Genomic DNA, 20,329 nt, shown 5'->3' with positions numbered 1-20,329 from the left:
CGAGCAAGCAGGAAAAAAAAGCCGCCGAAAGGCGGCTTTTTCATTCGGCCGCAGGCCGGGCGCGTGCCCCGCCTCCCGTCAGAATTTCAGTTCCAGCGTGGCGCGCAGGCTGGGTGCGCCCTCGATGCGCGCGTTCCGTTGCACCAGGCCGCGCCCCTCTTCCAGGAAGCTGCCGCGGTTGACGAAGTCCTCGCCCAGGATGTTCGACAGGGCCACGCGCAGCTGCTGCTTCGGATTGAACTTGTACAGGGCATACGCTTCCAGGTCGCGCCGTCTCTCGAGGATGCTGGTCTGGCGCTCCGACAGGCGCAGGTTTGCGCCTCCCTTCCAGGCGAAGCTGGCGCCCGTCGTCAGGTCGCCGCGCTTGTAATCGATGCCGAGGTTGGCCGACAGCGGATTCTGGCCGTCGAGGCGGTTGTCCGGTCCCGGTACGCCATCGACGCGCGACCAGTTGGCCGCCACGCTGGCACGCAGGTCGATTGCCGGCGCATCCTTCAGGAGCGCTTTCAGCGGGAACTTCGTTTCCACTTCCAGGCCGCGCGTGATGGCGCGCCCGGCGTTCGATGGCATCGCCACCCAGCGCGCGCCGTCGAAGGCGACCAGCCAGCGCGTGTAGTCGTCGATGCGGCGCACCGAGCCGCTGACCGACAGCAGCGCGCCCTCGGCCCAGTAGTGTTCCCAGGAGGCGTCCAGGCCCAGCGCCAGTTCGGGCTTCAGGTCCGGGTTGCCGGCGTAATCGGGATCGGTCGAGCGGTTGTCGACCGCCGTCTGGCGGCGCGGGATCAGGCTGGTGAGCGGCGGCGCCTTGTAGGTGCGCGTGAGGGCAAAGCGCAGCTGGTCGCCCTTGGTTTCCGGGATCTTCCACAGCGTCTGCAGCACCGGGCTCCACACGTTCGAACTGGAACGCCCGGTATCGAAGGTATTGCCGGTCGTGCGCGTGCGGATGCCTTCCCAGCGCGCGCCCAGGTAGACCGACCAGCGCGGGGTCAAGCTCCATTCGTCCTGGGCATACACGGCCAGGCGCGACACTTCCGCCTCGAACTGTTCGCCGCCAGGCAGTTCCGGGTAAACGGGACGCCCCGTCTCGCTTTCGCGGCGCTCGTCCTCGCGCACCGACCAGCCGGCATCCCAGCCCGTGGCGAACGCGTGGCCCTTTGCCACCGTCTTGCTGTACTTGCCGACCGTGGTGGCGCCAAGCTCCTCGCTGTCGGAACGCACCACGTTGTCGAGCGGGCGCACGGCGGCCCAGCGCCGCATGATGGTGGTGTTCCGGCCGCCGACCAGGCCCGCCTTGACGTCGAGCTTGGCGCCATCGGCCATCTTGTGGATCCAGTTCAGCTCCGTGCGCAGCACGTCGTTGTCCGAACGCATGGCCTCGTCCAGCACGGGGTATGGCGCGACAGGTCCGAGCACACTGGCCGTCGTGTCGACGCCGTGGTTGCGAAAGCGCGCCACGTTGACGAAGCTCTGCGAGGTGACGGTGTCGCCGTTCTCGAGCGTCCAGTTCAGGCGCGGCGCCAGGTTGAACAGGTTCAGCCGCCCGTCCTCGACGCCGTCGGTGTGCTGGACGAGGATCGGGTTGCCGTCCGGGCCGAAGGCCGCCTCGTCGCTGACGGCGCTGCGGTCGAAAGTTTCGTGCATCACGCTGCCGGCGATCGAATACGACATCCTGCCGGCTTTGTCGGAGAGCTGCATGTTGGCCGTCGGGCCGCGGAACTGGCCGGCGCGCGCCCCGATCTTGAATTCGCGCTGGCCGCTGCGGATCGCTTTTTTCAGCACGATGTTGATGGTGCCGGCCACCGACTGGGTCGAATATTCGGCGCTGGCCGCGCGCAGTACCTCGATGCGCTCGATGACGTCGGGCGAGAGCTGGTCGATGGAAAAGCCTGCCGGGGCGCGTTCGCCGTTGAGCAGGATCTGGGTATAGCCGGCGCCGAGGCCGCGCATGCGGATTTCGCCGCCGCGTCCGTTCGGGCTGCTGACTGTGATGCCGGGCACGCGCTTCAATACGTCGACGACGCTGGTGTCGCCATACTTCGCGATTTCTTCCTGGCCGATGACGACCTTGCTGGCGGTATCGTCGCGGCGCGGGTCATAGCTGTCGGCGCCGCCGCGCACTTCGACCTTCTGGATGGGCTGGGCGGGCGCGGATGTCGTGGTGTCGGGTTTGGCGGCGGCGGCCGTGTCCTGGGCAAGGGCGGGAAAGGCGGCGCCGAGGGTGGCAGCCATGAAAGTCAGGCGGAGCGGAGAAAGAATATGCATATCAATCGAACAAGGTAACGAGCCGGTATTGTCCATGAGTTCGGGAAGCTTGCGATGCTTCCGGGCACTTATTTTCGATATGCATGCGCCAACAGCACCTGCCCTCCGGGGCAAGCCGCGCCTGCGCGCCCGGCCCGATGCGCTACACTGCGGTGAATGGACGGGTGCAAACAGTGATATGCATCAGCACGTCCGTTATTTATAATTCGCCATCGTCACTCGTTATCAGGGTTGCCACCGTGTCCGACCGCTTCAAAGTTCTGCCGCAATATGTCCTGCCCAAGCAGGCCCTGACCTCGTTCGCCGGGCGCGTCGCCGGCCATCGCGGGGGCCGGATGACGACCCGCCTGATCCGCTGGTTCGTCGCCAAGTACGGCGTCAACATGGACGAGGCGGCCAATTCGGACATCGCCAGCTACCCGAGCTTCAACGAGTTCTTCACCCGCCCGTTGAAGGATGGCGTGCGCCCGCTGGCGCAGGCCGACTTCGTCTGCCCGGTCGACGGTGCGATCAGCCAGTTCGGCGCGATCGACGACCACCATATCCTGCAGGCCAAGGGCCACAAGTTCACCACCACCCAGCTCGTCGGCGGCGATGCCACGCTCGCGGCGCACTTCCAGCACGGCAGCTTCGCCAACCTGTACCTGAGCCCGAAGGATTACCACCGCCTGCACATGCCCTGCGACGGGCGCCTGACGCGCATGATCTACGTGCCGGGCGCGCTGTTCTCGGTGAACCCGACCACGGCGCGCGGCGTGCCGGGCCTGTTCGCGCGCAACGAGCGCGTGGTGTGCGTGTTCGAGTCCGAACAGTTCGGCACCTTCGTGATGGTGCTGGTCGGCGCGACCATCGTCGGCAGCATGGCCACGCCCTGGCATGGCGTCGTCAACCCGCAGCGCAACGGCCGCATCTCGGAGTGGACCTACGATTCGCAGCCGGTCGTCCTGAAAAAGGGCGAAGAGATGGGCCGCTTCCTGCTGGGCTCGACGGTCGTGATGCTGTTCAAGGAAAAGACGATCGCCTTCAATCCGGACTGGGCGCCGGAGCGCAAGGTGCGCCTGGGCGAGATGATGGGCAACCGGCCGGCCTGATCGGCCTGGTCGGCCGACACTCGCCGGCCAGCGCAGGAACGGGCGCCAAGCTGCCTGGCGCTTGGTCGTTGGCGCGCGGCCCTCATCCGCGTGCCTGCCGCGCGTTCTCGATCTTCCACACCGGCAGGCACCCCCGCCTCACCCTCCGCATGTGTCCCCTCACCGCCCTGTGACAATTCAATAGTTTTCCGATAGGCAACACCCGTTAAAATGGCGCAACTCGCGCAGCTTGCGCGCGTCCATGAAACGACTGGAGACATTGGGGCATGAAGTTACCGGGAATGATGTTTTGCCGATGCTGCGGCAAGGAGATCCACGAATCGGCGCCCGCCTGCCCCCAGTGCGGCGGCTTGCAGCACGCCGCGCCTGCCGCGGTGGCCAGGCCGGGCGAGCCCGGACTGTGGCTGCCGATCGGCGGACTGATCTGCGGTCTCCTGAGCGCGATGGCCCTGCTCGACGACGCGCCGCTGGACCACGATACCGCCACCGGCATCTTCCTCTTCAGCGTCATCGGCCTCGTGTTCGGCATCGTCAGCATGCGCAACCAGGAGGCCGGCAAGAAGATGGCGATTGCCGCCGTCATCCTCTCGGTCATTGCCCTGCTGGCCCTCATCGGCAACTTCGTCGACTGAAGCCGTTCGCACGAGACCGCGGCACTCGCCACCCCTTTTTTTTCAGGCATCCGCCTGCCCGCACACGCAGCGCCATGCGCGTATCGATGCGGTCGGATGCCGCGCTTTTACCTAAGGAAATGAACATGTTCTGTACTTCTTGTGGCACCCAGGCTGTCGAGGGCAGCGCCTTCTGTCAACGCTGCGGCAAGCCGCTGGACCCTGCCGCAGCGCCGGCAACGCCCCCCCGTGAACCCGCCGGGCGCAGGCACCCCGCCATCGGACCTGCCGCCCCCGCTGCCTCGCCTCGACAAGCCGGCCCCCGCGCCCGCACAGGTGCCGCCGCCTGCGCAGCCTTTACCCGATGGCCCAGCCGGCCGTACCGGACGGGGTCGCGGGCTGGAGCTGGGGCGCCTTCCTCCTCAACTGGATCTGGGCGATCGGCAACCGCACCTGGATCGGCCTCCTGGCCCTGGTGCCCTACGTCGGCTTCGGTGTCGCGATCTGGCTCGGCATCAAGGGACGCGAGATGGCCTGGAAGAACGGCCACTGGCAAAGCCTGGAGCATTTCAACCGGGTCCAGAAAAGCTGGTCGCGCTGGGGCGTCGGCCTGATCGTCGGCATCCTTGGACTGAGCATCCTGGCAGCGGTCGCCATCCCCTCGTATGTCGCATACAAGAACCGCGCCCAGCAGGCCGCGGCCGAGGTCTCGCTGGAGGATGCGATCGCCGCCAACGCCGAGCCGGCCGCCCCGAGGCACCCGCCGCCGCGGCCGCCGCGCCTGCCCAGGCAGCGCAAGTCAGCGACAGCGGCAACATCGACAGCAACGCCGATTCGCTGCCGACGGCGCTGGCCACCTCGGCCGGTCCACTGGTCCGCAGCGGCGAGTTCGACGAGCGACGCGTAACGCTCAACGGCAAGGCCCTCTTCGACGGCAACGACGCGCCCTGGCAATTCCCGGTGCGCAGCTTCACCCTGTCGCAGGGACGCGAAGCGATCCTGATGGCCAGCAGCGGCGGACGCGGCAACAGCTGCGAAACCCTGTTCTTCTTCCTGCTCATCGACGGCAGCGACGTGAAGACGACGCCGGAATTCGGCACCTGCGCGCCGCAAGGCCGCTACACCCAGCGCGGCGACCGCATCGCCCTGGAACTGCCGAAGATGGGCGGCATGTCCACGGCCGAACTGAAGGACGGCGACGTCTTCGAAGACGGCAAGCTGCTCGCGCTGGACGCATCGAACGATCCGTCCCAGTAATCCAGGCGCCCAGCCTGGAGACCCGATGGCGCCGCGCGCGCCATCGTTTCCCTTCAAGGGGTCAGCTCCTCAGCCGGACCTGGCCACTTCGCCGCAAAACATCTCGTCCATCATGTCGAGAAAAGCGCGGGTCTTGGCCGGCATCAGGCGCCGGCCCGGGAAGACCGCCCAGCCGGTTGCCGCCGGCAAGTCCCACTCCGGCAGTACCCGCACCAACTCCCCCTTTTTTACCAATGGCTGGGCGAACAGTTCCGAGCTGGCGGCAATGCCGGCACCGCTGCAGGCGATGCGCGCCAGCAGGTCGGGCGAGTTCGCCGTCAGCCGCGCCGGCGGCACGCGCGCCCCCAGCGCACCTTGCCGCGCTGGAGCACCCAGGGCACGGCGCCGCCGCTGCGGCTGAGCAGGCACAGCAGGTCGTGGCCCAGCAGGTCGTCCGGATGCTCGGGCAGGCCGCGCAGCGCCGTGTAGCAGGGCGAGGCGTACAGGCCGAAGCGCTGCAGGGTGACGCGGCGCGCGTTCAGCGAGGAATCGTCCGGCAGGTCGCCCATGCGGATGGCGATGTCGAAGTTCTCCGCCACCAGGTCGACCCGGCGCGGCGACAGGTCGAGTTCGACGTTCACGGCCGGATAGCGATCGAGGAAGCGCCCGATCATCGCGCTCATGCCGAGGTTGGCGAAATCGGCCGGCAGCGAGATGCGCAAGCGCCCGCTGGGCGCAGCCTGGCGATGCTGGGCCAGCGCCCCGGCAGCCTCGGCTTCGTCGGCCACCTTGCGCGCGTGTTCGAGCAGGCTGGCGCCGAATTCCGTCACCATCAATTTGCGTGTGGTGCGCTGCAGGAGCCGTTCGCCGAGCGTACTTTCCAATTGGGCGATGCGGCGCGACACCGTCGACTTCGGCTGCCCTACCCGCAGTGCCGCCGCGCTGAACGAGCCGGCCTCGACGATGCGGGCGAACAGCAACAAGTCATTCGGTTCCACTTCCATGGCGATTGTTCCATTGGTTGAATAATGTTATCCATTCTAAGGTCTTCCGACACGTTTTTGGAATTGATAAAGTGGACCCATCGACACATCAATCATCCAAGAGGAAGACCGAACATGAATATCCTGCACATCACCTCCAGCCTGCGCGGTGCCGAATCCGAATCGAACCGTGTCGCCGCGAGCATCGTCTCCAGGCTGACCGCCGCCAACCCGGACGCGGCCGTCGTCAGCCGCGACCTGGCGCGCAATCCGCACCCGCAACTGGACGAAGCCGCGCTGGGTGCCCTGTTCACCCCGGCTGAACAGCGTAGCCCCGAGCAGGCCGCGCGCGTGGCCCTGGACGACGCCCTGATCGCCCAGGTGCAGGCAGCGGACGTGGTCGTGATCGGCGCACCGATGTACAACTTCGGCATTCCGGTGCAACTGAAGAGCTGGTTCGATGCCATCGCCCGCGCCGGTGTCACCTTCCGCTACACCGAGTCCGGCCCGGAAGGCCTCTTGAAGGGCAAGCAAGTCTTCGTCGCGACCTCCCGCGGCGGCATCTACCCGGCTGACGCCGACCCGCAAGTGCCGTTCGTGCGCATGCTGCTGAACTTCCTGGGCATGACCGACCATACTTTCGTGTACTCGGCCGGCCAGGCGATGGGCCCGGACGCCGCGGCGAAGGGCCGGGCCGAGGCCGACGCGGCCATCGAAGCCGCCCTGGCGTAAGCCGCACGGCGGCGCAAGCAAAAAAGGAGAAGACGATGACCCAGGCAGCAAACCACGAACGCGTCGCCGTATCGCGCGGCGTCGAACGCATCGTCGCCGGCCAATACGTGATGGACGGCGCCGGCGTGAAGATCAACCGCGTCCTCACACAGACCCTGCAGCGCCGCCTCGACCCTTTCCTGATGCTCGATGCCTTCGGCAGCGAAAAGGCCGGCGACTACATCGCCGGCTTTCCCGAGCATCCGCACCGCGGCTTCGAGACCGTCACCTACATGCTGCACGGGCGCATGCGCCACCGCGACAGCGCCGGCAACGAAGGCCTGGTCACGGACGGTGGCGTGCAGTGGATGACAGCTGGCCGCGGTGTGGTCCACTCCGAAATGCCCGAGCAAAGCGAAGGCCTGATGGAAGGCTTCCAGCTGTGGCTGAACCTGCCGGCGAAAGACAAGCTGCGCGCGCCCTGGTACCGCGACATCCCGAACGGCGAGGTGCCGCGCTTCACGCTGGCATCGGGCGCGACGGTGCAGGTCATCGCCGGCAGCAGCCATGGGGTGGCGGGCGCCGTCCAGCGCGAAGGCACCGAGCCGGTCTATCTCGACATCGCACTGCCGCCCGGCGCCAGTTTCGAGCAGCGCCTGCCGGCCGGGCATCACGCTTTCCTGTATGTGTTCCGCGGCGAAGCCATCGTCGGCGGCAAGGGTATCGGCCAGACGCGCATGGCCATTCTCGACAATGCCGCCGGCAGCGACGGCGTCGTCGTCAAGGCGGCGCAGAACGGCGCGCCGACGCGCTTGTTGCTGATCGCCGGCCGGCCGCTGGGCGAGCCGATCGCCCAGTACGGCCCCTTCGTGATGAATACCCAGGCCGAGCTGCACCAGGCGGTCGAGGATTTCCGCGCCGGGCGTTTCGGCGCTTAAGGATGATGTTCGGCATGCGGGGGCGGCACCACCCAGGGGTGCATGCGCTCCTCGTACACCGACACGTTCGGCGCCGGAAAGCCGGGGTCGGCAAAGGCGCCGACGGGAATCGTGAGAAACGCTTCCAGGCCTTGCGCGTCCCAATACACGGTGGCGCCGCAGTGCGGGCAGAAGCGGAAGGTGGCGCGCGAACCTGCGTCGCCCACCCTTTCGAACTGCGTCGCCTGGCCGCTGACAGCCACGTTTTCGCGCGGAAAGCGCGCCTGCGCGGCGAACACGCTGCCGCTGCGCTTCTGGCAGGCCAGGCAGTGACAGACCGAGACGCGTACCGGTTCGCCGCTGACCCTCGCCGTCAGTTGGCCGCAGCTGCAGGATGCTAGTCGGGTGGACATCGGGCCTCCTTTGGCATCGTCCGGAATCACGCCACCAGTGTAGCCCGGATGACCCACCCCGGCATGCGCTACACTTGCGCCATGCGACCTTTCCGCCACACGCCATGCCCCTGATGCCCGTCCTGCTCGACCTGCTCTCGCGCGCCAGCCACCGGCTCGGCCTGGAGACCATCGACCGTTTCCCCGCCGGCCATCCCTACGCGCGTACGCGCTGGGACCGGCGCTACTTCGACATCGCCTCGGACCTGAAGCCCGAAGCCATCGAACGGACCATGTGCGAGGCCATCGCCAACACGCCGAGCGTGTTCGCCCACATCCAGAACCCGACCCCGGCCATGCAGCGCACGCTGCTGGGCGTGATCGATACCAGCCTGCGCCGCAGCTGCGGCGCCCCCACCAACCTGGTCGCGCTACTGGTCGAAGCCTACGCCAGCCCGCACACGCGGGAAGCGCGGCCGGGCCTGCGCGCCGCCATCGAAGCGAGTGCTGGCCAGGACATGCGCGAGCGCGTGCATGCGACCCTCGCCTACCTGGGCGCCATGCCGGCGGCCTTCGACGTCATCGAGGCGCGGGACTGAGTTCTGGCGTTTTGAGGTTGCCTGGGACATGGCGCTCGCGCAGGCGCATGAAGGGCGTCTCGACCAGCCGGTAGAGCAGCCAGCCGGCCAGCACCGACAGCAGCAGGATCAGGGCGATCGCGAGCGGGGTCTGGGGCCAAAGCCCGGGCGGGAAAAAGAAACGGCGCGGCGAGCGCGCCGACGCCGCGGTGGACCAGGTAGAGCGCATACGACCACCACAGGGCCAGGCTGGCGGCGCCGGGAATGCGCAGGCGTCCGAGCCAGGAACGCCCGGACAGCGCGGCCAGGATCAGGAGTCCGAAGCCCAGCGCCAGTAGCGGGTAGCCGAACACGGTAGCCGCGAAACCGTAGCGGTCGCCCAGCAACAGCCAGGCCGTCGGCGCCAGCACCAGCAGCGCGGCCGCCAGCATCCGGTTGCCGTGCCCGCGCAGCCGCGTCCACATCGGGGGGTGGGCATTCTTCAGCAGCGCCAGGCCCACGCCGGCAACCAGTTCGTCGAGCCGGCAGAAGCTCGAGTAATAGATGAGCTTGTAGTAGAAGTAAATCCCATACTTGTGCGCATCCACGTGAGCGAGCCACAGCTGGGCGCGCAGCAGCATGCCGCCGAGGACCACCAGCGCCAGTGCCGTCCAGGCCAGGCGCATGCCCTTCCCTCGTCCCCACCACAGTCCCAGGGTCGCCAGCGCGGGCAGGACCAGGTAGAACTGCTCTTCGATCGCCAGCGACCAGCTGTGCGAGAAGGCCGTACCCGGCGCCAGGCCCAGGTTCTGGGTGAAGCTGAGGTAACGAAACAAAGGCAGCAGCGGCGCCTCCTCGCGCACGGCGCGCGAGAGCACATACACCAGCAGCACGACCAGGTAGTTCGGCAGCGTGCGCAGCAGCCGGCGCGCGTAGAAGCGCGGCAGCGACAGCCCGGCCTCGCTCCTCAAGCCGGCGAAGATCTGGTTGCCGATCAGGTAGCCGGACAGGGCAAAGAACAGGTCGACGCCGATCCAGCCGATCCGCCCGACCCAGCCGAAGGTGTAGTCATCGTTCGAGACGAACAGCGTGTAATGGTGCAGCACGACCAGGGTGACGGCGAGCGCACGCAGCGTATCCAGGCCCGGAAGGCGCGTGCTGGGGGTGGTTGCGCGCGGGGCGCTGGCGCTGGACATGATTACAGGAAGCAAAATAGGAGTCGCGGATGATGCCATGCGTGTCCGACGCCTGCCAGGGTTTCGGCATAAAATGTCGACACTGATATTTCCCCGGGTCACCATTACATGCGCTCCGAACCGAATCTGCAGTTCAAGTTTGTCAACTATACCGGCCTGGGCGAAGGCCCGAGCGTCATCATCATGGGCGCCACCCACGGCAACGAGATCTGCGGCGTGGAAGCGATCCGCCGCGTGATGGCCCAGCTCGACAGCGGCGAGCTGCGCATCGTCGCCGGCAGCCTTACCTTCGTGCCGATCGTCAATCCGCTGGCCTATGCCAGGAACGAGCGCAACGGCGACCGTAACCTGAACCGCAACCTGTTCCCGAAAGACGCGCCGCAGGATTTCGAGGACCGCATCGCCAACTGGCTGTGCCCGCTGCTGGCCCAGCACGACGTGCTGCTCGACCTGCACTCCTTTAATGCCGCCAAGGGCGAGCCTTTCGTCATGGTCGGGCCGCTGAACAACGACGGTCCGCTCGAGCCCTTCGCCCATGCCGAGAAGGAACGCGCACTGGCGCGGCGCCTGGGCGTGCGCCGCTTCGTGACGGGCTGGATGGCGGCCTACGGCGGCGGCGTGCAGCGCCGCCGTACCCGCGGCGACGCGGCGGAACTGGAAACCGTGCTGCGCTATGGCGTCGGCACCACCGAATACATGCGCACCACCGGCGGCTACGCGCTCACGCTCGAGTGCGGCCAGCACCTCGATCCGCAGGCGCCCGAGGTGGCCTACCGCGCGATCATGAACACGCTGGCCCACCTGAAGCTGATCGACGCGCCCGACCCGGAGCCGCTGCCTTTCGACGAGATGGAAGCGCTGCAGATGGTCGTCGTGCACGACAAGCTGCATGCCGACGACGCCTTCGTGAAGCCCTGGGCCAGTTTCGATCCCGTCGAGGAAGGCGAGCAGATCGGTACCCGTGCCGACGGCACCCCGGTCCTGGCCGAGTTCAGCGGCCGCATCCTGTTCCCCGATGCCAGGGCGCGCGCCAATTCGGAATGGTATTACCTGACCCGTCCGAACCCGCAGTTCGGACGTAGCTGAACCGCTGGCAACGGCAGGCATGCGGCAACGCGGTCATGCACGCGCCCACCCGGCACGAATGGAGGCATGCCCCGTTTAGCGGTATGATCCATGATCATCACGTGCCGCAAGAGAACACCGGTGAACAATGGATCCACACGTGCATCAAAGCAGCTTTCCTGAGGTCTCCGCATTTCATTCCCTGCTGAACCGGACCGACTGGGCCGGTACTCCGCTCGGAGAAATCGCCGGCTGGCCGTCCTCGCTGCGCGCCAACACGGGCATGATGCTCGACAGCCTCGTTCCAATGGCCATTGCCTGGGGCCCCGAGCGCGTCCTCATCTATAACGAAGCCTATACCCGCCTGCTGGGCGAAAAACATCCCTGGGCGCTGGGCCGGCCGGTCGAGCAGGTCTGGCCGGAAGTCTGGTCGCGCGTAGGGCCCCTGGTCGAGCGCGCGTACGCCGGCGAAGCCTTCCACCGCGAAGACATCGAGCTGCCGATCGAGCGCGGCGGGCGCTGCGATCCGGCCTGGTTCAGCTTCTTCTATTCGCCCCTGCGGGACGACACGGGCGCCATCGCCGGCATGAGCAGCACCGTGATCGAAACCACCAGCCGGGTGCAGGCCGAGCAGGATGTGCGGCGCCTGAACCATACCCTGGAAGAACGCGTCGAGGCCGCCACCATCGAGCTGCGCCGCAGCGAAGCGCACCTGCGGTCGCTGTTCGGCCAGACCGCCGCCGGCATTGCGGAAACCGGCCTGGATTTCCGCGTCGTGCGCGCCAACGAGAAGTTCTGCGCGATCGTCGGCCGTCCGCTGGACGAGGTCGTCGGCCATCCGCTCGACGGCCTGATCCACCCCGACGACCGGCGCGAAAACACCGCCCTGATCGAGCGCATGCTGGCCAGCGGCACGCCCTTCGAGGTCGAGAACCGCTACCTGCGGCCGGACGGCACCGAGGTGTGGGCCGCGAAGATGGTCGCGCCCATCGTCGAGCCGGGGCGACGCGGCCCACCAGCATCCCCGGCGATCGTGATCGACATCACCGCGCGGCGCCGCGCCGAGATCTCGCTGCGCGCGAATGCCGAGCGCCTGCGCCTGGCGACCGATGCCGCCAGCCTCGGCATCTGGAGCTGGGGTGCCGACGACGAGAACCCGACCTGGGAAAACGAGCGTCTCTACGACATGGTCGGCATTCCCCGGGACGGCGCCCCGGTCGACACCGTGCGCCTGCTGACCGAACTGGTGCACCCGGACGATATCGCGCCCCTACCAGGCGGCCATGGTCCGCACGCTGGCAACCGGCGAGCCCTTCCGCTACGAGGGCCGTTTCTACCGGGCGTCGGACCACGCTCTGCGCTGGTTCGAGTTCACTGGCGCCCTGCACTGCGACGACAGGGGCAGGCCGCGGCGCATGGTCGGCACCGTCCTCGACGTTACCGAACGCAAGGAGATGGACGAGAAGCTGCGCCTGCGCGAAGAGCGTTACCGCACGCTGCTGACCTCGATGGACGAGGGCTTCTGCGTCGTCGAGCTGGTCCATGGCGCGGACGGGACCGTGGTCGACCACCGTTTCCTCGAGGCCAATCCCGCCTTCGAGCGGCATACCGGCTTGCTCGACCCCGTCGGCAAGAGTGCGCGCGACATGGCGCCGAGTATCGAGCAGCACTGGAACGCCGTGTCCGCCCGGTAGCGGCCAGCGGCGAGCCGCAGCGCATGGTGCAGCAGGCCGCGGCCCCGGGCCGCTGGTTCGACGTGTTCATTGCCCGTGCCGACGAAACCTCGCGCGACAAGGTCGCGGTGCTGTTTCGCGACATCACCGAGCAAAGGCGCGCCGAGGAAGAACTGCGCACGCTGGCGGCCGACCTGTCGAAAGCGAACCAGCGCCAGAACGAATTCCTGGCGACCCTGGCGCACGAGCTGCGCAACCCGCTGGCGCCGATCAGGACCGGGCTGGACCTGATGCGCCTCCGTCCCGACAATGTGGCGGCGGTAGCGAAGGTGCGCGACATGATGGAGCGCCAGACCAATCACCTGGTCCACCTGGTGAACGACCTGCTCGACCTGGCGCGCGTGCAGAGCGGCAAGGTCGAACTGAAGAAGACGCGCGTGGCCCTGCAGGACGTGATCCGGGCAGCGGTCGAGACCGCCGTGCCGCTGATCGACGAAAAGCGGCATCGCTTCACGCTGGACATGCCCGAGACGCCGGTCGAACTCGACGCCGACGCCAACCGGCTGGCCCAGGTGGTGGGCAACCTGCTGACCAATGCGGCGAAATACACGCCGGGCGGGGGCAGCATCGCGCTTTCCGTGCGCAGCGAGGATGGCAGCGCCGTCGTCAGCGTCAGCGACAACGGCATCGGCATCCCCCCCGAGGCCTTGCCGACCCTGTTCGAGATGTTCAACCAGGGCCGCCACGGCATGGATTATGCGCAAGGGGGCCTGGGCATCGGCCTGAACCTGGTCAAGCGCCTGACCCAGAAGCATGGCGGCACCGTGAGCGTGGTGAGCGAGGGCCCGAACCGGGGCAGCACCTTCACCCTGCGCCTGCCGCTGGCGCCGGACCAGCCGCAGGCACCCCAGGGCGCCACGCCTGACGCGCAGTCGCAGGGCGAGCGCGGGCCGCTGCGCATCCTCGTTGCCGACGACAACCAGGATGCCGCCGACCTGCTGGCCCAGCTGCTGCAATCCCGGGGCCACCAGGTCAGCACGGTGCACGACGGCACGGCGGCGCTGGCGGCGGCGCGCGCGCTGCCGCCGGACCTGGCCCTGCTCGATATCGGCATGCCCGGCATGACCGGCTACGAAGTGGCGCGTGCCCTGCGCCAGCTGCCGGACCTCGAGGGCACGGTGCTGGCGGCGGTGACGGGCTGGGGTGCGCAGGAAGACCGCAAACGCTCGCGCGAGGTCGGGTTCGACCACCACATGACGAAACCGATCGACCTGGACAGCCTGAACCAGCTACTGGCGGGGATCAAGGCAGCCTAGTGGCCGCCCGGATCGGGAGCGGCGGCGCGCCTGCGCACGCGCCAGCGTTGTACGCGGCGCGGTTCTGGTGGATAATTCGCCACCATGAACGATACCGCTACCCTCCCCCCACTCCCAGACCGGCTCTCGATCGACCCGAGCAGCCCTTTCCACAACCGCGATGTGTTCCAGCAGGAAATCGGCATCCGCTTCAACGACAAGGACCGCCACGACGTCGAAGAATATTGCATCAGCGAAGGCTGGATCAAGGTCGCTGCCGGCAAGGTCCTCGACCGCAAGGGCAAGCCGATGCTGATCAAGCTCAAGGGCAAGGTCGAAGCGTTTTATCGCTGATTCCTGTTGATGCTTGCCGCGTTTCGCCGAGTGTGACCAACCGGTCGCCCGGGCGCCTCGTTCGCGAGGATGCCGGGCGGCCTTTTTCTTATCCCGGCGTCAGCAGTTTCAGGCCCGCGATGCCCAGCGCGATCAGGCCGATCGAGCCGATGCGCAGCGCCCCGGCCGGCTCGCCCAGCATCGCCATCCCGAACACGGCCGTGCCGATCGTGCCGATGCCGGTCCAGACCGCGTAGGCCGTCCCCAGCGGCAGGTGCCGCAGTGCCAGGCCGAGCATGCCGACACTGGCCGCCATCGCCACCAGCGTGAACACCGACGGCCACAGCCGCGTGAAGCCCTCGGTGTACTTCAGGCCCACCGCCCAGGCCACTTCCAGCAAGCCTGCCACCACCAGGTAAATCCAGCTCATCCCGACTCCGTCGCGCTCGATGCGGGACTTGCCCGCGGTGAAGAAAAATGGGCGCAAGTATAGCACCGGCTTTCCCGGCCACGGGCACCGTGCGCGCGCCGCCGCGCCCGTCAATACAGCGCGAACCCGTCGTGCACTGCCACTGGAGCCGCCCTGCCTTGCGTGGTATTCTTGCGCGATTCGCAAGGCGCGCCGGTCGGCGGCGCGCGCTCACCAGGACTGCCCTTGAACACTTTCGCATCACGCCCCATCGCACGCTTCCTTGCCCCACGCATCCTCGCCCTGGCGGTCGCCTCCGCCTGCGCCGTTCACGGTGCACAGGCAGCCCCGGCAGCCCCGGCAGCGCGTGCCGACAACGCCTTCCTGTCGCAGGTCGACGCCGCCGCGCGTTCGGCGCGCGTGTCGAACGTCGACTACGCGCTCGAGTTCACGCTCACCGGCAAGGAAAGCTTCAGTGGCGTGACGCGCGCCAGCTTCGACCTGGCTGACGCGACGGCACCGCTGACGATCGACCTCGACAAGGCGACGGTGAAATCGGTCAGCGTCAACGGCAAGACAGTCGATGCGAAGTACAACAACTGGTTCATCACCATCGCCGCCGCCGACTTGGTCAAGGGCCGCAACCAGGTCGTGATCGCCTACGAGCGCCTGCACAGCACCAACGGCGAAGGCCTGCACCGCATGGTCGACCCGGTCGACAAGCGCGTCTATACCTATTCGCACTTCGAGCCGGCCGCCGCCCACCAGATGTTCCCCGTCTTCGACCAGCCCGACCTGAAGGCGACCTACCAGGTCACCGCCACGGCGCCGGCCGACTGGCAGGTGGTCTCGACCACGCGAGAAACGAAGATCGAGGAACTGGACGGCATGCGCCGCTGGACTTTCCCGGCATCGAAAAAGCTGAGTCCATATAACTTCTCGCTGCACGCCGGCCCCTATAAAGTGTGGGAAGACAAGAGCGGCAAGTACCCGATGCGCCTGCTGGCACGCCAGTCGGTGGCCGCCCAGGTGACGCCGGAAGACTGGTTCCGCTATACGAAGGACGGCCTGGCCTTCTTCGACAACTACTTCGGCATCCCTTACCAGTTCGAAAAATACGACCAGCTGCTGGTGCCGGACTTCCTCTACGGTGCCATGGAAAATGCCGGTGCGATCACCTTTGCCGAGGGCCGCTTCCTGCACAAGGCGAAAATGACCGACGCCCAGCGCCAGTCGCTGGCTTCGGTGATCATGCACGAGATGGCGCACCAGTGGTTTGGCGATCTCGTCACCATGCAGTGGTGGAACGGCCTGTGGCTGAACGAAAGCTTCGCGTCCTTCATGGGCACGCTGGCGACAAGCGAGGCCACCGAGTTCAAGGACGCCTGGCAGAGTTTTTACTCGTCGGGCAAGCAGGCCGCCTACGAGCAGGACCAGAAGACGACCACCCACCCGATCGAGGTGCCGGTGCCGTCGACGGCGAACGCATTCGACAATATCGACGCCATCACCTATTCGAAGGGCGCCTCGACCCTGATGCAGCTGCGTCACCTGCTGGGCGCGGAAACCTTCCGCAAAGGCGTGCACAACTACCTGGCCAAGTACGCCTACAGCAACGCGAAGCTGGACGATTTCATCCGCAGCCTGGGCGAGGCGGCGGGACGCGACCTGTCCGGCTGGACGCGCCAGTGGCTGTACGAACCGGGCGTGAATACCATCGCCGCCAGCTTCAGCTGCAAGGCCGGCAAGATCAGCGCCTTCACGCTGGCGCAAACGGCGCCCAGCCGGCAATTCCCGACGCTGCGCGAACAGCGCGTCCAGGTCGCCACTTTCACCCTCGCCGGCGGCAAGCTGGTCCCGGCGCAGACCGCGGCCGTGACCTATTCGGGCGCATCGACCCGCGTGCCTGGCCTGGTGGGCAGCGCCTGCCCGGACCTGGTCTACCCGAACTACCAGGACTGGGGTTTCGTGAAGGTGCAGCTCGACGGGCGCTCGTTTGCCACCGCGCGCGAACACCTGGCACAGGTGGAGGAACCGCTGCTGCGCACGATGCTCTGGCAAAGCCTGTGGGATGGCGTGCGCGACGGCAAACTGCCGCTGAACGAATTCATCAAGACCGCGCTCGTGAACGCGCCGCTGGAGAAGGATTACACGCTGCTGGGCGATGTGCTGGGCAAGGTGGGCGCATCGAAAGGCTACCTCGACGCGATGGGCCTGCAGACCCGCTGGGCGCAGCAGACCCGGGTGCAACTCGAAGAGATGGCCTGGAACGGTGTAGTCGCCAACAAGGGCAACAGCAACTTCCAGCGCCGCTGGTTCAACAGCTACCTGACCCTGTCGAGCACGCCGGCGGCGCTCGGCCGCCTGGCCGACGTCCTTGCCGGCGGCACGACGGTCGAAGGCTTGAATGTCGACCAGGACCTGCGCTGGGCCATCATCGCCCGCCTGAACCGCTACAACCATCCGGGCGCCGCCGCGCTGGTGGAGGCGGAAGCAGCACGCGACAAGTCCGACAGCGGCCAGGCCGCGGCACTCGCTGCCACCGTCGTGCGTCCCGACCCGGCGACCAAGACCGAGTGGCTCGGCACGGTGCAGAACCTGCAGACGACGCTGCCATTCTCGAAGATCCGCACTGCCATGTACTCGCTCTACCCGACGGAGCAGAAGGCCCTGGCCGAGCAGACCGCCGTTGCCCGCCTGGCGCAGCTGCCGGCGATCGACAAGGCAGCCGGCCCCGTCTACATGCGCTCGTATGCCGGCACCCTGATTCCGACCGCCTGCACCCCGGCCAGCGTGAAGCGCCTGAATGAGGCCGCCGAGCTGATGAAGGAGCTGTCCGCGGGTACGCGCCGCGCCCTGCTCGACGCGCGCCAGGAGGACGAGCGCTGTGTGCGCATCCGCCAGGCACTGACGGCGACGCAGTAACACGGCGTGCTGCAGGACGGAGCGCCGGGGACGTTGTGCAGGGGGCGGCGTGCTGCTGGACGGCGTGCTGCTGGACGGCGTGCTGCCGGACGGCGTGCGCGGAGACGGCGCCGGATGTGGCGCAGCCTACGGTCGCCAGGCGCCCTCCCTGGGGACCGCTGGCGCTCACGGTCGGGTTGCACCTGTTGCTGGTGCTGGCCTGGCTATGGGGGGCGGGTCGCCCAGCCCTTCGTCCGGCCGCGCGCGAGCCGGCCTCGACTTTCCTCTTGCTCGCTCCCGTGGACGCACCGCGCGCCGCGGCTGTGCGCACGCCTCAGCGCGCGCCCCAGCAGGGTCCATCCCGGCAGACCGACGCCGCGCGGACCGAGCCGGTGTTTGTCCCGCCGCCAGCCGACCTGCCGGAGCAGGCCGACGCTGCCGCAGCGCCGGGCATGGAGACCGCACAGGCGAATGCCGCCGCCAGCGACACGGCCGTCACGCTCGACCTAGGCGGACCAACGGCAAACACGTCCGACAGCACAGCCCCCTCCGCGTCAACGCTATCGACACGCTTGCCGGGCGACCTGCTCGCCAGCTCGCGGCGCATGGCCGGCCGCATCGACCGCGAGCTGCGCAAGGGCGGCAGCCCCATCACCGCCGAGCCCGACCGTAAATGGCAGCGCTTTGCCGAGGCCGTCGCGGGCGCTCATGCCGAACCCGGCGGCGCCGTCACGCTTGCCAGGTACACCGCGCCGGATGGCGTGACGATCTACCGCAAGACCGTCGGCAGCCGCGTGCGCTGCTATCGTAGCGGCAGCGTCGGCGGCCTGGGGCCGGCGGACGGCCGCTCCGCAGGGGTCATGGCGGACTGCCCTGTCGGCGTCAGCTGGACCAGGCTGTGAGAAGCCGGTCCGGCGTCGGCCGGGCCTGCTCACCAGGAGCCCTTGCAAGGTCAGCTGGGCTTGTCCATGACGAGCCCCTCGCCGCGCCAGCTGGGCTTGTCTGTTACGAGCCCCTCGCGGCGTCGGCTGGGCCCGCCACCACGGGACTGGGCAGTGCTGCCCGGGCCCCGGCCACCGCCAACCCGAACACCGCCAGCTGAACTCGACCACCACGAAACCGGGCAGCGCCAGCTGGGCGCGTCCATCAACCAGCACGCCTGCGCGCCCGCGCGGACTGACGCGCACCTGCCCCTCGGCTCACACAGCGCCGGCTGACCGCCAGGCGCGCTGCAGGCGAGACCGGTCGCTCCAGTGCACGCTTAGCGCGTGCGCGGCAGCGCGCCGCCCCCCCCGCACGCCACCGGTCGCCGCCTCGCACAGCTCGGACATGCGCCGCCACGCACCACTGGCACCGCAGTCGCGCGGCACCTGTCCCTGCAACAGCTTGCCGATATCCTGGGCAGCCAGTTCATCGACGCGTACCTCGCGGTTGATCGGCAGGCACTGGGCATCGTGCCATGCGGCCGCGTAGCCGCGCGGTGTCGGCAGGGGACCGCGCGAGCGCACGGCGGCCGCTTCGCATTCCGCGCGCGTACCGTACACGCCGCGCAGGCTGCTGCCGGCAAGCGTGACCTCGGTTTGCTGTTGCAGGTACAGCAGCAGAACAATCGTAAACACCCGGCCCTCCCTTCCGGCACAGCGCGCCTTGCATTGCTCATGGACTTCCTGGCATTCCTTCCCGCCCTGCGTCACGCGTCAGGCGTTACCACTCGGGCGCGTCCGTTTTGCCTTTTGCACGTTCGTTTGATCCTCCCGCCGTCGCAACGGTTCGGTGCGCACGGCTGAGCGAAATCAGATCCGGACGTCGCGCGCGGCCTAGACTTGGACCATATCAAGGAGGACCAACATGCCCAAGCTCATCACCTGGAATATCCAGTCCGCCCGCACTCCGGAAGGCGGCGCCGACGTCGGCCAGGTCCCCGCTGCGCTCGACCGCTTCTCCGATTTCGACATACTCTGCCTGCAGGAAGTGGCCAGCGGATTTCCCGCCCGCGACGGCAGCCCCGGCGGCGACCAGTTTGCCGAACTGACTGCACGCTTTCCTGGTTATACGCCCATGGCCTGCGTCGCCGTCGATACGCTGGCGCCCGACGGCAGCCGCCAACGCCTGGGCAGCATGGTGTTCTCGCGCTATCCCGTCCTGCAGGTACTGCGCCATTCGCTGCCCTGGCCAAGCGACCCCGGCGTGATGAGCATGCCGCGCTGCGCACTCGAGCTCACGCTGCAGACGCCGCGCGGCCTGTTGCGCGTGCTGTCCTGCCACCTCGAGTATTTTTCGCCGCTCCAGCGCATGGCCCAGGTCGCGCAACTTCGCACGCTGCAGCGCGAAGCCGTATTGCACGCCCTGCACCCGCGCCCGGGCAAGGGGATGCCGGCGCATTCGCGGCGACGGCGCGGCCGGTCCCGGCCGTGTTCGCAGGCGACTTCAACATGCTGCCCGACTCGAGCGAGCATGCCCTGCTGCTGGCGCCCTTTACCGATGGCACACCCGCCCTGCGCGATGCCTGGCACCTGGTCCATCCCGGCCGCGCCCATGCGCCCACGGTCGGGCTGCGCGACAGCAATCCGGGCGCCGGCACGCCCTTCACCTTCGACTTCGCTTTCGTGAGCAGCGACCTGGCGCCGCGGGTGCGGCGCATGGCAGTGGACGAGGCCCGCACCGGCTCGGACCACCAGGGCTTGCTGCTCGAAT

Annotated in this window: 21 protein-coding genes and 2 pseudogenes; 16 read left to right on the top strand and 7 right to left on the bottom strand. The window is 67.8% G+C overall.

Going from position 1 to position 20,329, the window contains the following annotated elements:
• Nucleotides 1–78: 78 nt before the first annotated feature.
• Nucleotides 79–2,229 (bottom strand): TonB-dependent siderophore receptor, encoded by a 2,151-nt coding sequence (locus G4G31_RS14290; protein WP_229424978.1) that lies wholly within the window; start codon nucleotides 2,227–2,229, stop codon nucleotides 79–81.
• A gap of 272 nt (nucleotides 2,230–2,501) precedes the next feature.
• Between G4G31_RS14290 and asd the strand changes: the two genes are divergently transcribed.
• The 5 genes and pseudogenes from asd (at nucleotide 2,502) to G4G31_RS14265 (ending at nucleotide 5,221) form a co-directional block, all read left to right on the top strand.
• Nucleotides 2,502–3,353 (top strand): archaetidylserine decarboxylase, encoded by an 852-nt coding sequence (asd, locus tag G4G31_RS14285; protein WP_182988249.1) that lies wholly within the window; start codon nucleotides 2,502–2,504, stop codon nucleotides 3,351–3,353.
• Nucleotides 3,354–3,619: 266 nt separating this feature from the next.
• Complete coding sequence (locus G4G31_RS14280) at nucleotides 3,620–3,985, top strand: DUF4190 domain-containing protein (RefSeq protein ID WP_182988248.1); 366 nt, start codon at nucleotides 3,620–3,622, stop codon at nucleotides 3,983–3,985.
• A 74-nt stretch (nucleotides 3,986–4,059) separates the two neighbouring features.
• Nucleotides 4,060–4,152, top strand: a pseudogene (locus G4G31_RS29170) (hypothetical protein); the annotation flags it as partial.
• Nucleotides 4,153–4,328: 176 nt separating this feature from the next.
• Complete coding sequence (locus G4G31_RS14270; protein WP_229424977.1) at nucleotides 4,329–4,871, top strand: hypothetical protein; 543 nt, start codon at nucleotides 4,329–4,331, stop codon at nucleotides 4,869–4,871.
• Nucleotides 4,872–4,924: 53 nt separating this feature from the next.
• Nucleotides 4,925–5,221, top strand: a complete 297-nt coding sequence (locus G4G31_RS14265) for a hypothetical protein (protein WP_182988245.1) — start codon at nucleotides 4,925–4,927, stop codon at nucleotides 5,219–5,221.
• A gap of 69 nt (nucleotides 5,222–5,290) precedes the next feature.
• Here the strand turns inward: G4G31_RS14265 and G4G31_RS28420 are convergent, their stop codons facing one another.
• Both G4G31_RS28420 and G4G31_RS14260 read right to left on the bottom strand, forming a co-directional pair.
• Nucleotides 5,291–5,557, bottom strand: a complete 267-nt coding sequence (locus G4G31_RS28420) for a LysR substrate-binding domain-containing protein (protein WP_308621495.1) — start codon at nucleotides 5,555–5,557, stop codon at nucleotides 5,291–5,293.
• Entirely contained in the window at nucleotides 5,539–6,204 is a 666-nt protein-coding gene (locus tag G4G31_RS14260; protein WP_308621493.1) for a LysR substrate-binding domain-containing protein, read from the bottom strand. Before G4G31_RS14260 ends, G4G31_RS28420 begins: the two co-directional genes overlap by 19 nt.
• A gap of 114 nt (nucleotides 6,205–6,318) precedes the next feature.
• Here G4G31_RS14260 and G4G31_RS14255 point away from each other — a divergent pair, with 114 nt between their 5' ends.
• Together G4G31_RS14255 and G4G31_RS14250 are read left to right on the top strand one after the other, a co-directional pair.
• Nucleotides 6,319–6,915 carry an FMN-dependent NADH-azoreductase gene (locus G4G31_RS14255; RefSeq protein WP_182988244.1) on the top strand — a complete coding sequence of 199 codons (597 nt, stop codon included), beginning with the start codon at nucleotides 6,319–6,321 and terminating at the stop codon, nucleotides 6,913–6,915.
• A 35-nt stretch (nucleotides 6,916–6,950) separates the two neighbouring features.
• Complete coding sequence (locus G4G31_RS14250; RefSeq protein ID WP_182988243.1) at nucleotides 6,951–7,832, top strand: pirin family protein; 882 nt, start codon at nucleotides 6,951–6,953, stop codon at nucleotides 7,830–7,832.
• Here the strand turns inward: G4G31_RS14250 and G4G31_RS14245 are convergent.
• Complete coding sequence (locus tag G4G31_RS14245) at nucleotides 7,829–8,224, bottom strand: GFA family protein (RefSeq protein ID WP_182988242.1); 396 nt, start codon at nucleotides 8,222–8,224, stop codon at nucleotides 7,829–7,831. The genes G4G31_RS14250 and G4G31_RS14245 overlap by 4 nt on opposite strands.
• A 104-nt stretch (nucleotides 8,225–8,328) precedes the next feature.
• Here G4G31_RS14245 and G4G31_RS14240 point away from each other — a divergent pair, with 104 nt between their 5' ends.
• Nucleotides 8,329–8,802 carry a hypothetical protein gene (locus G4G31_RS14240; protein WP_182988241.1) on the top strand — a complete coding sequence of 158 codons (474 nt, stop codon included), beginning with the start codon at nucleotides 8,329–8,331 and terminating at the stop codon, nucleotides 8,800–8,802.
• On the opposite strand, the gene G4G31_RS14235 is transcribed toward G4G31_RS14240, so the two are convergent.
• Nucleotides 8,751–9,956 carry an acyltransferase gene (locus G4G31_RS14235; RefSeq protein WP_229424976.1) on the bottom strand — a complete coding sequence of 402 codons (1,206 nt, stop codon included), beginning with the start codon at nucleotides 9,954–9,956 and terminating at the stop codon, nucleotides 8,751–8,753. The two genes, G4G31_RS14240 and G4G31_RS14235, sit on opposite strands and share 52 nt — an antisense overlap.
• Nucleotides 9,957–10,064: 108 nt before the next feature.
• On the opposite strand from G4G31_RS14235, the gene G4G31_RS14230 reads away from it, so the two are divergent.
• From G4G31_RS14230 to G4G31_RS14220, 5 genes and pseudogenes are all read left to right on the top strand, one after another.
• Nucleotides 10,065–11,042 (top strand): succinylglutamate desuccinylase/aspartoacylase family protein, encoded by a 978-nt coding sequence (locus G4G31_RS14230; RefSeq protein ID WP_182988240.1) that lies wholly within the window; start codon nucleotides 10,065–10,067, stop codon nucleotides 11,040–11,042.
• Between the two features lie 127 nt (nucleotides 11,043–11,169).
• Nucleotides 11,170–12,027 (top strand): annotated as a pseudogene (locus G4G31_RS29165) (PAS domain-containing protein); the annotation flags it as partial.
• Nucleotides 12,028–12,304: 277 nt separating this feature from the next.
• Nucleotides 12,305–12,715 (top strand): PAS domain-containing protein, encoded by a 411-nt coding sequence (locus G4G31_RS29160; protein WP_374011312.1) that lies wholly within the window; start codon nucleotides 12,305–12,307, stop codon nucleotides 12,713–12,715.
• A gap of 23 nt (nucleotides 12,716–12,738) precedes the next feature.
• Nucleotides 12,739–14,010 carry an ATP-binding protein gene (locus G4G31_RS29155; protein WP_374011311.1) on the top strand — a complete coding sequence of 424 codons (1,272 nt, stop codon included), beginning with the start codon at nucleotides 12,739–12,741 and terminating at the stop codon, nucleotides 14,008–14,010.
• An 84-nt stretch (nucleotides 14,011–14,094) separates the two neighbouring features.
• Complete coding sequence (locus tag G4G31_RS14220; protein WP_182988238.1) at nucleotides 14,095–14,343, top strand: DUF3297 family protein; 249 nt, start codon at nucleotides 14,095–14,097, stop codon at nucleotides 14,341–14,343.
• Nucleotides 14,344–14,431: 88 nt separating this feature from the next.
• Here the strand turns inward: G4G31_RS14220 and sugE are convergent, their stop codons facing one another.
• Entirely contained in the window at nucleotides 14,432–14,752 is a 321-nt protein-coding gene (sugE, locus tag G4G31_RS14215) for a quaternary ammonium compound efflux SMR transporter SugE (protein WP_182988237.1), read from the bottom strand.
• A 225-nt stretch (nucleotides 14,753–14,977) separates the two neighbouring features.
• On the opposite strand from sugE, the gene pepN reads away from it, so the two are divergent.
• Both pepN and G4G31_RS14205 read left to right on the top strand, forming a co-directional pair.
• Nucleotides 14,978–17,656, top strand: a complete 2,679-nt coding sequence (pepN, locus tag G4G31_RS14210) for an aminopeptidase N (protein WP_229424975.1) — start codon at nucleotides 14,978–14,980, stop codon at nucleotides 17,654–17,656.
• Nucleotides 17,657–17,772: 116 nt separating this feature from the next.
• Nucleotides 17,773–18,537, top strand: coding sequence for a hypothetical protein (locus G4G31_RS14205; protein ID WP_182988236.1), 765 nt, complete (start codon nucleotides 17,773–17,775; stop codon nucleotides 18,535–18,537).
• 297 nt (nucleotides 18,538–18,834) lie between these two features.
• Here G4G31_RS14205 and G4G31_RS14200 read toward each other — a convergent pair whose 3' ends face one another.
• Nucleotides 18,835–19,254, bottom strand: coding sequence for a hypothetical protein (locus tag G4G31_RS14200; protein WP_182988235.1), 420 nt, complete (start codon nucleotides 19,252–19,254; stop codon nucleotides 18,835–18,837).
• 229 nt (nucleotides 19,255–19,483) lie between these two features.
• Here G4G31_RS14200 and G4G31_RS14195 point away from each other — a divergent pair, with 229 nt between their 5' ends.
• Nucleotides 19,484–20,245 (top strand): endonuclease/exonuclease/phosphatase family protein, encoded by a 762-nt coding sequence (locus tag G4G31_RS14195; RefSeq protein WP_182988234.1) that lies wholly within the window; start codon nucleotides 19,484–19,486, stop codon nucleotides 20,243–20,245.
• Nucleotides 20,246–20,329: the final 84 nt, after the last annotated feature.

The sequence above is a fragment of the Massilia sp. Se16.2.3 genome (assembly GCF_014171595.1).
GTDB lineage: Bacteria > Pseudomonadota > Gammaproteobacteria > Burkholderiales > Burkholderiaceae_D > Telluria.
This window is presented reverse-complemented; position numbering and strand designations above follow the sequence as displayed.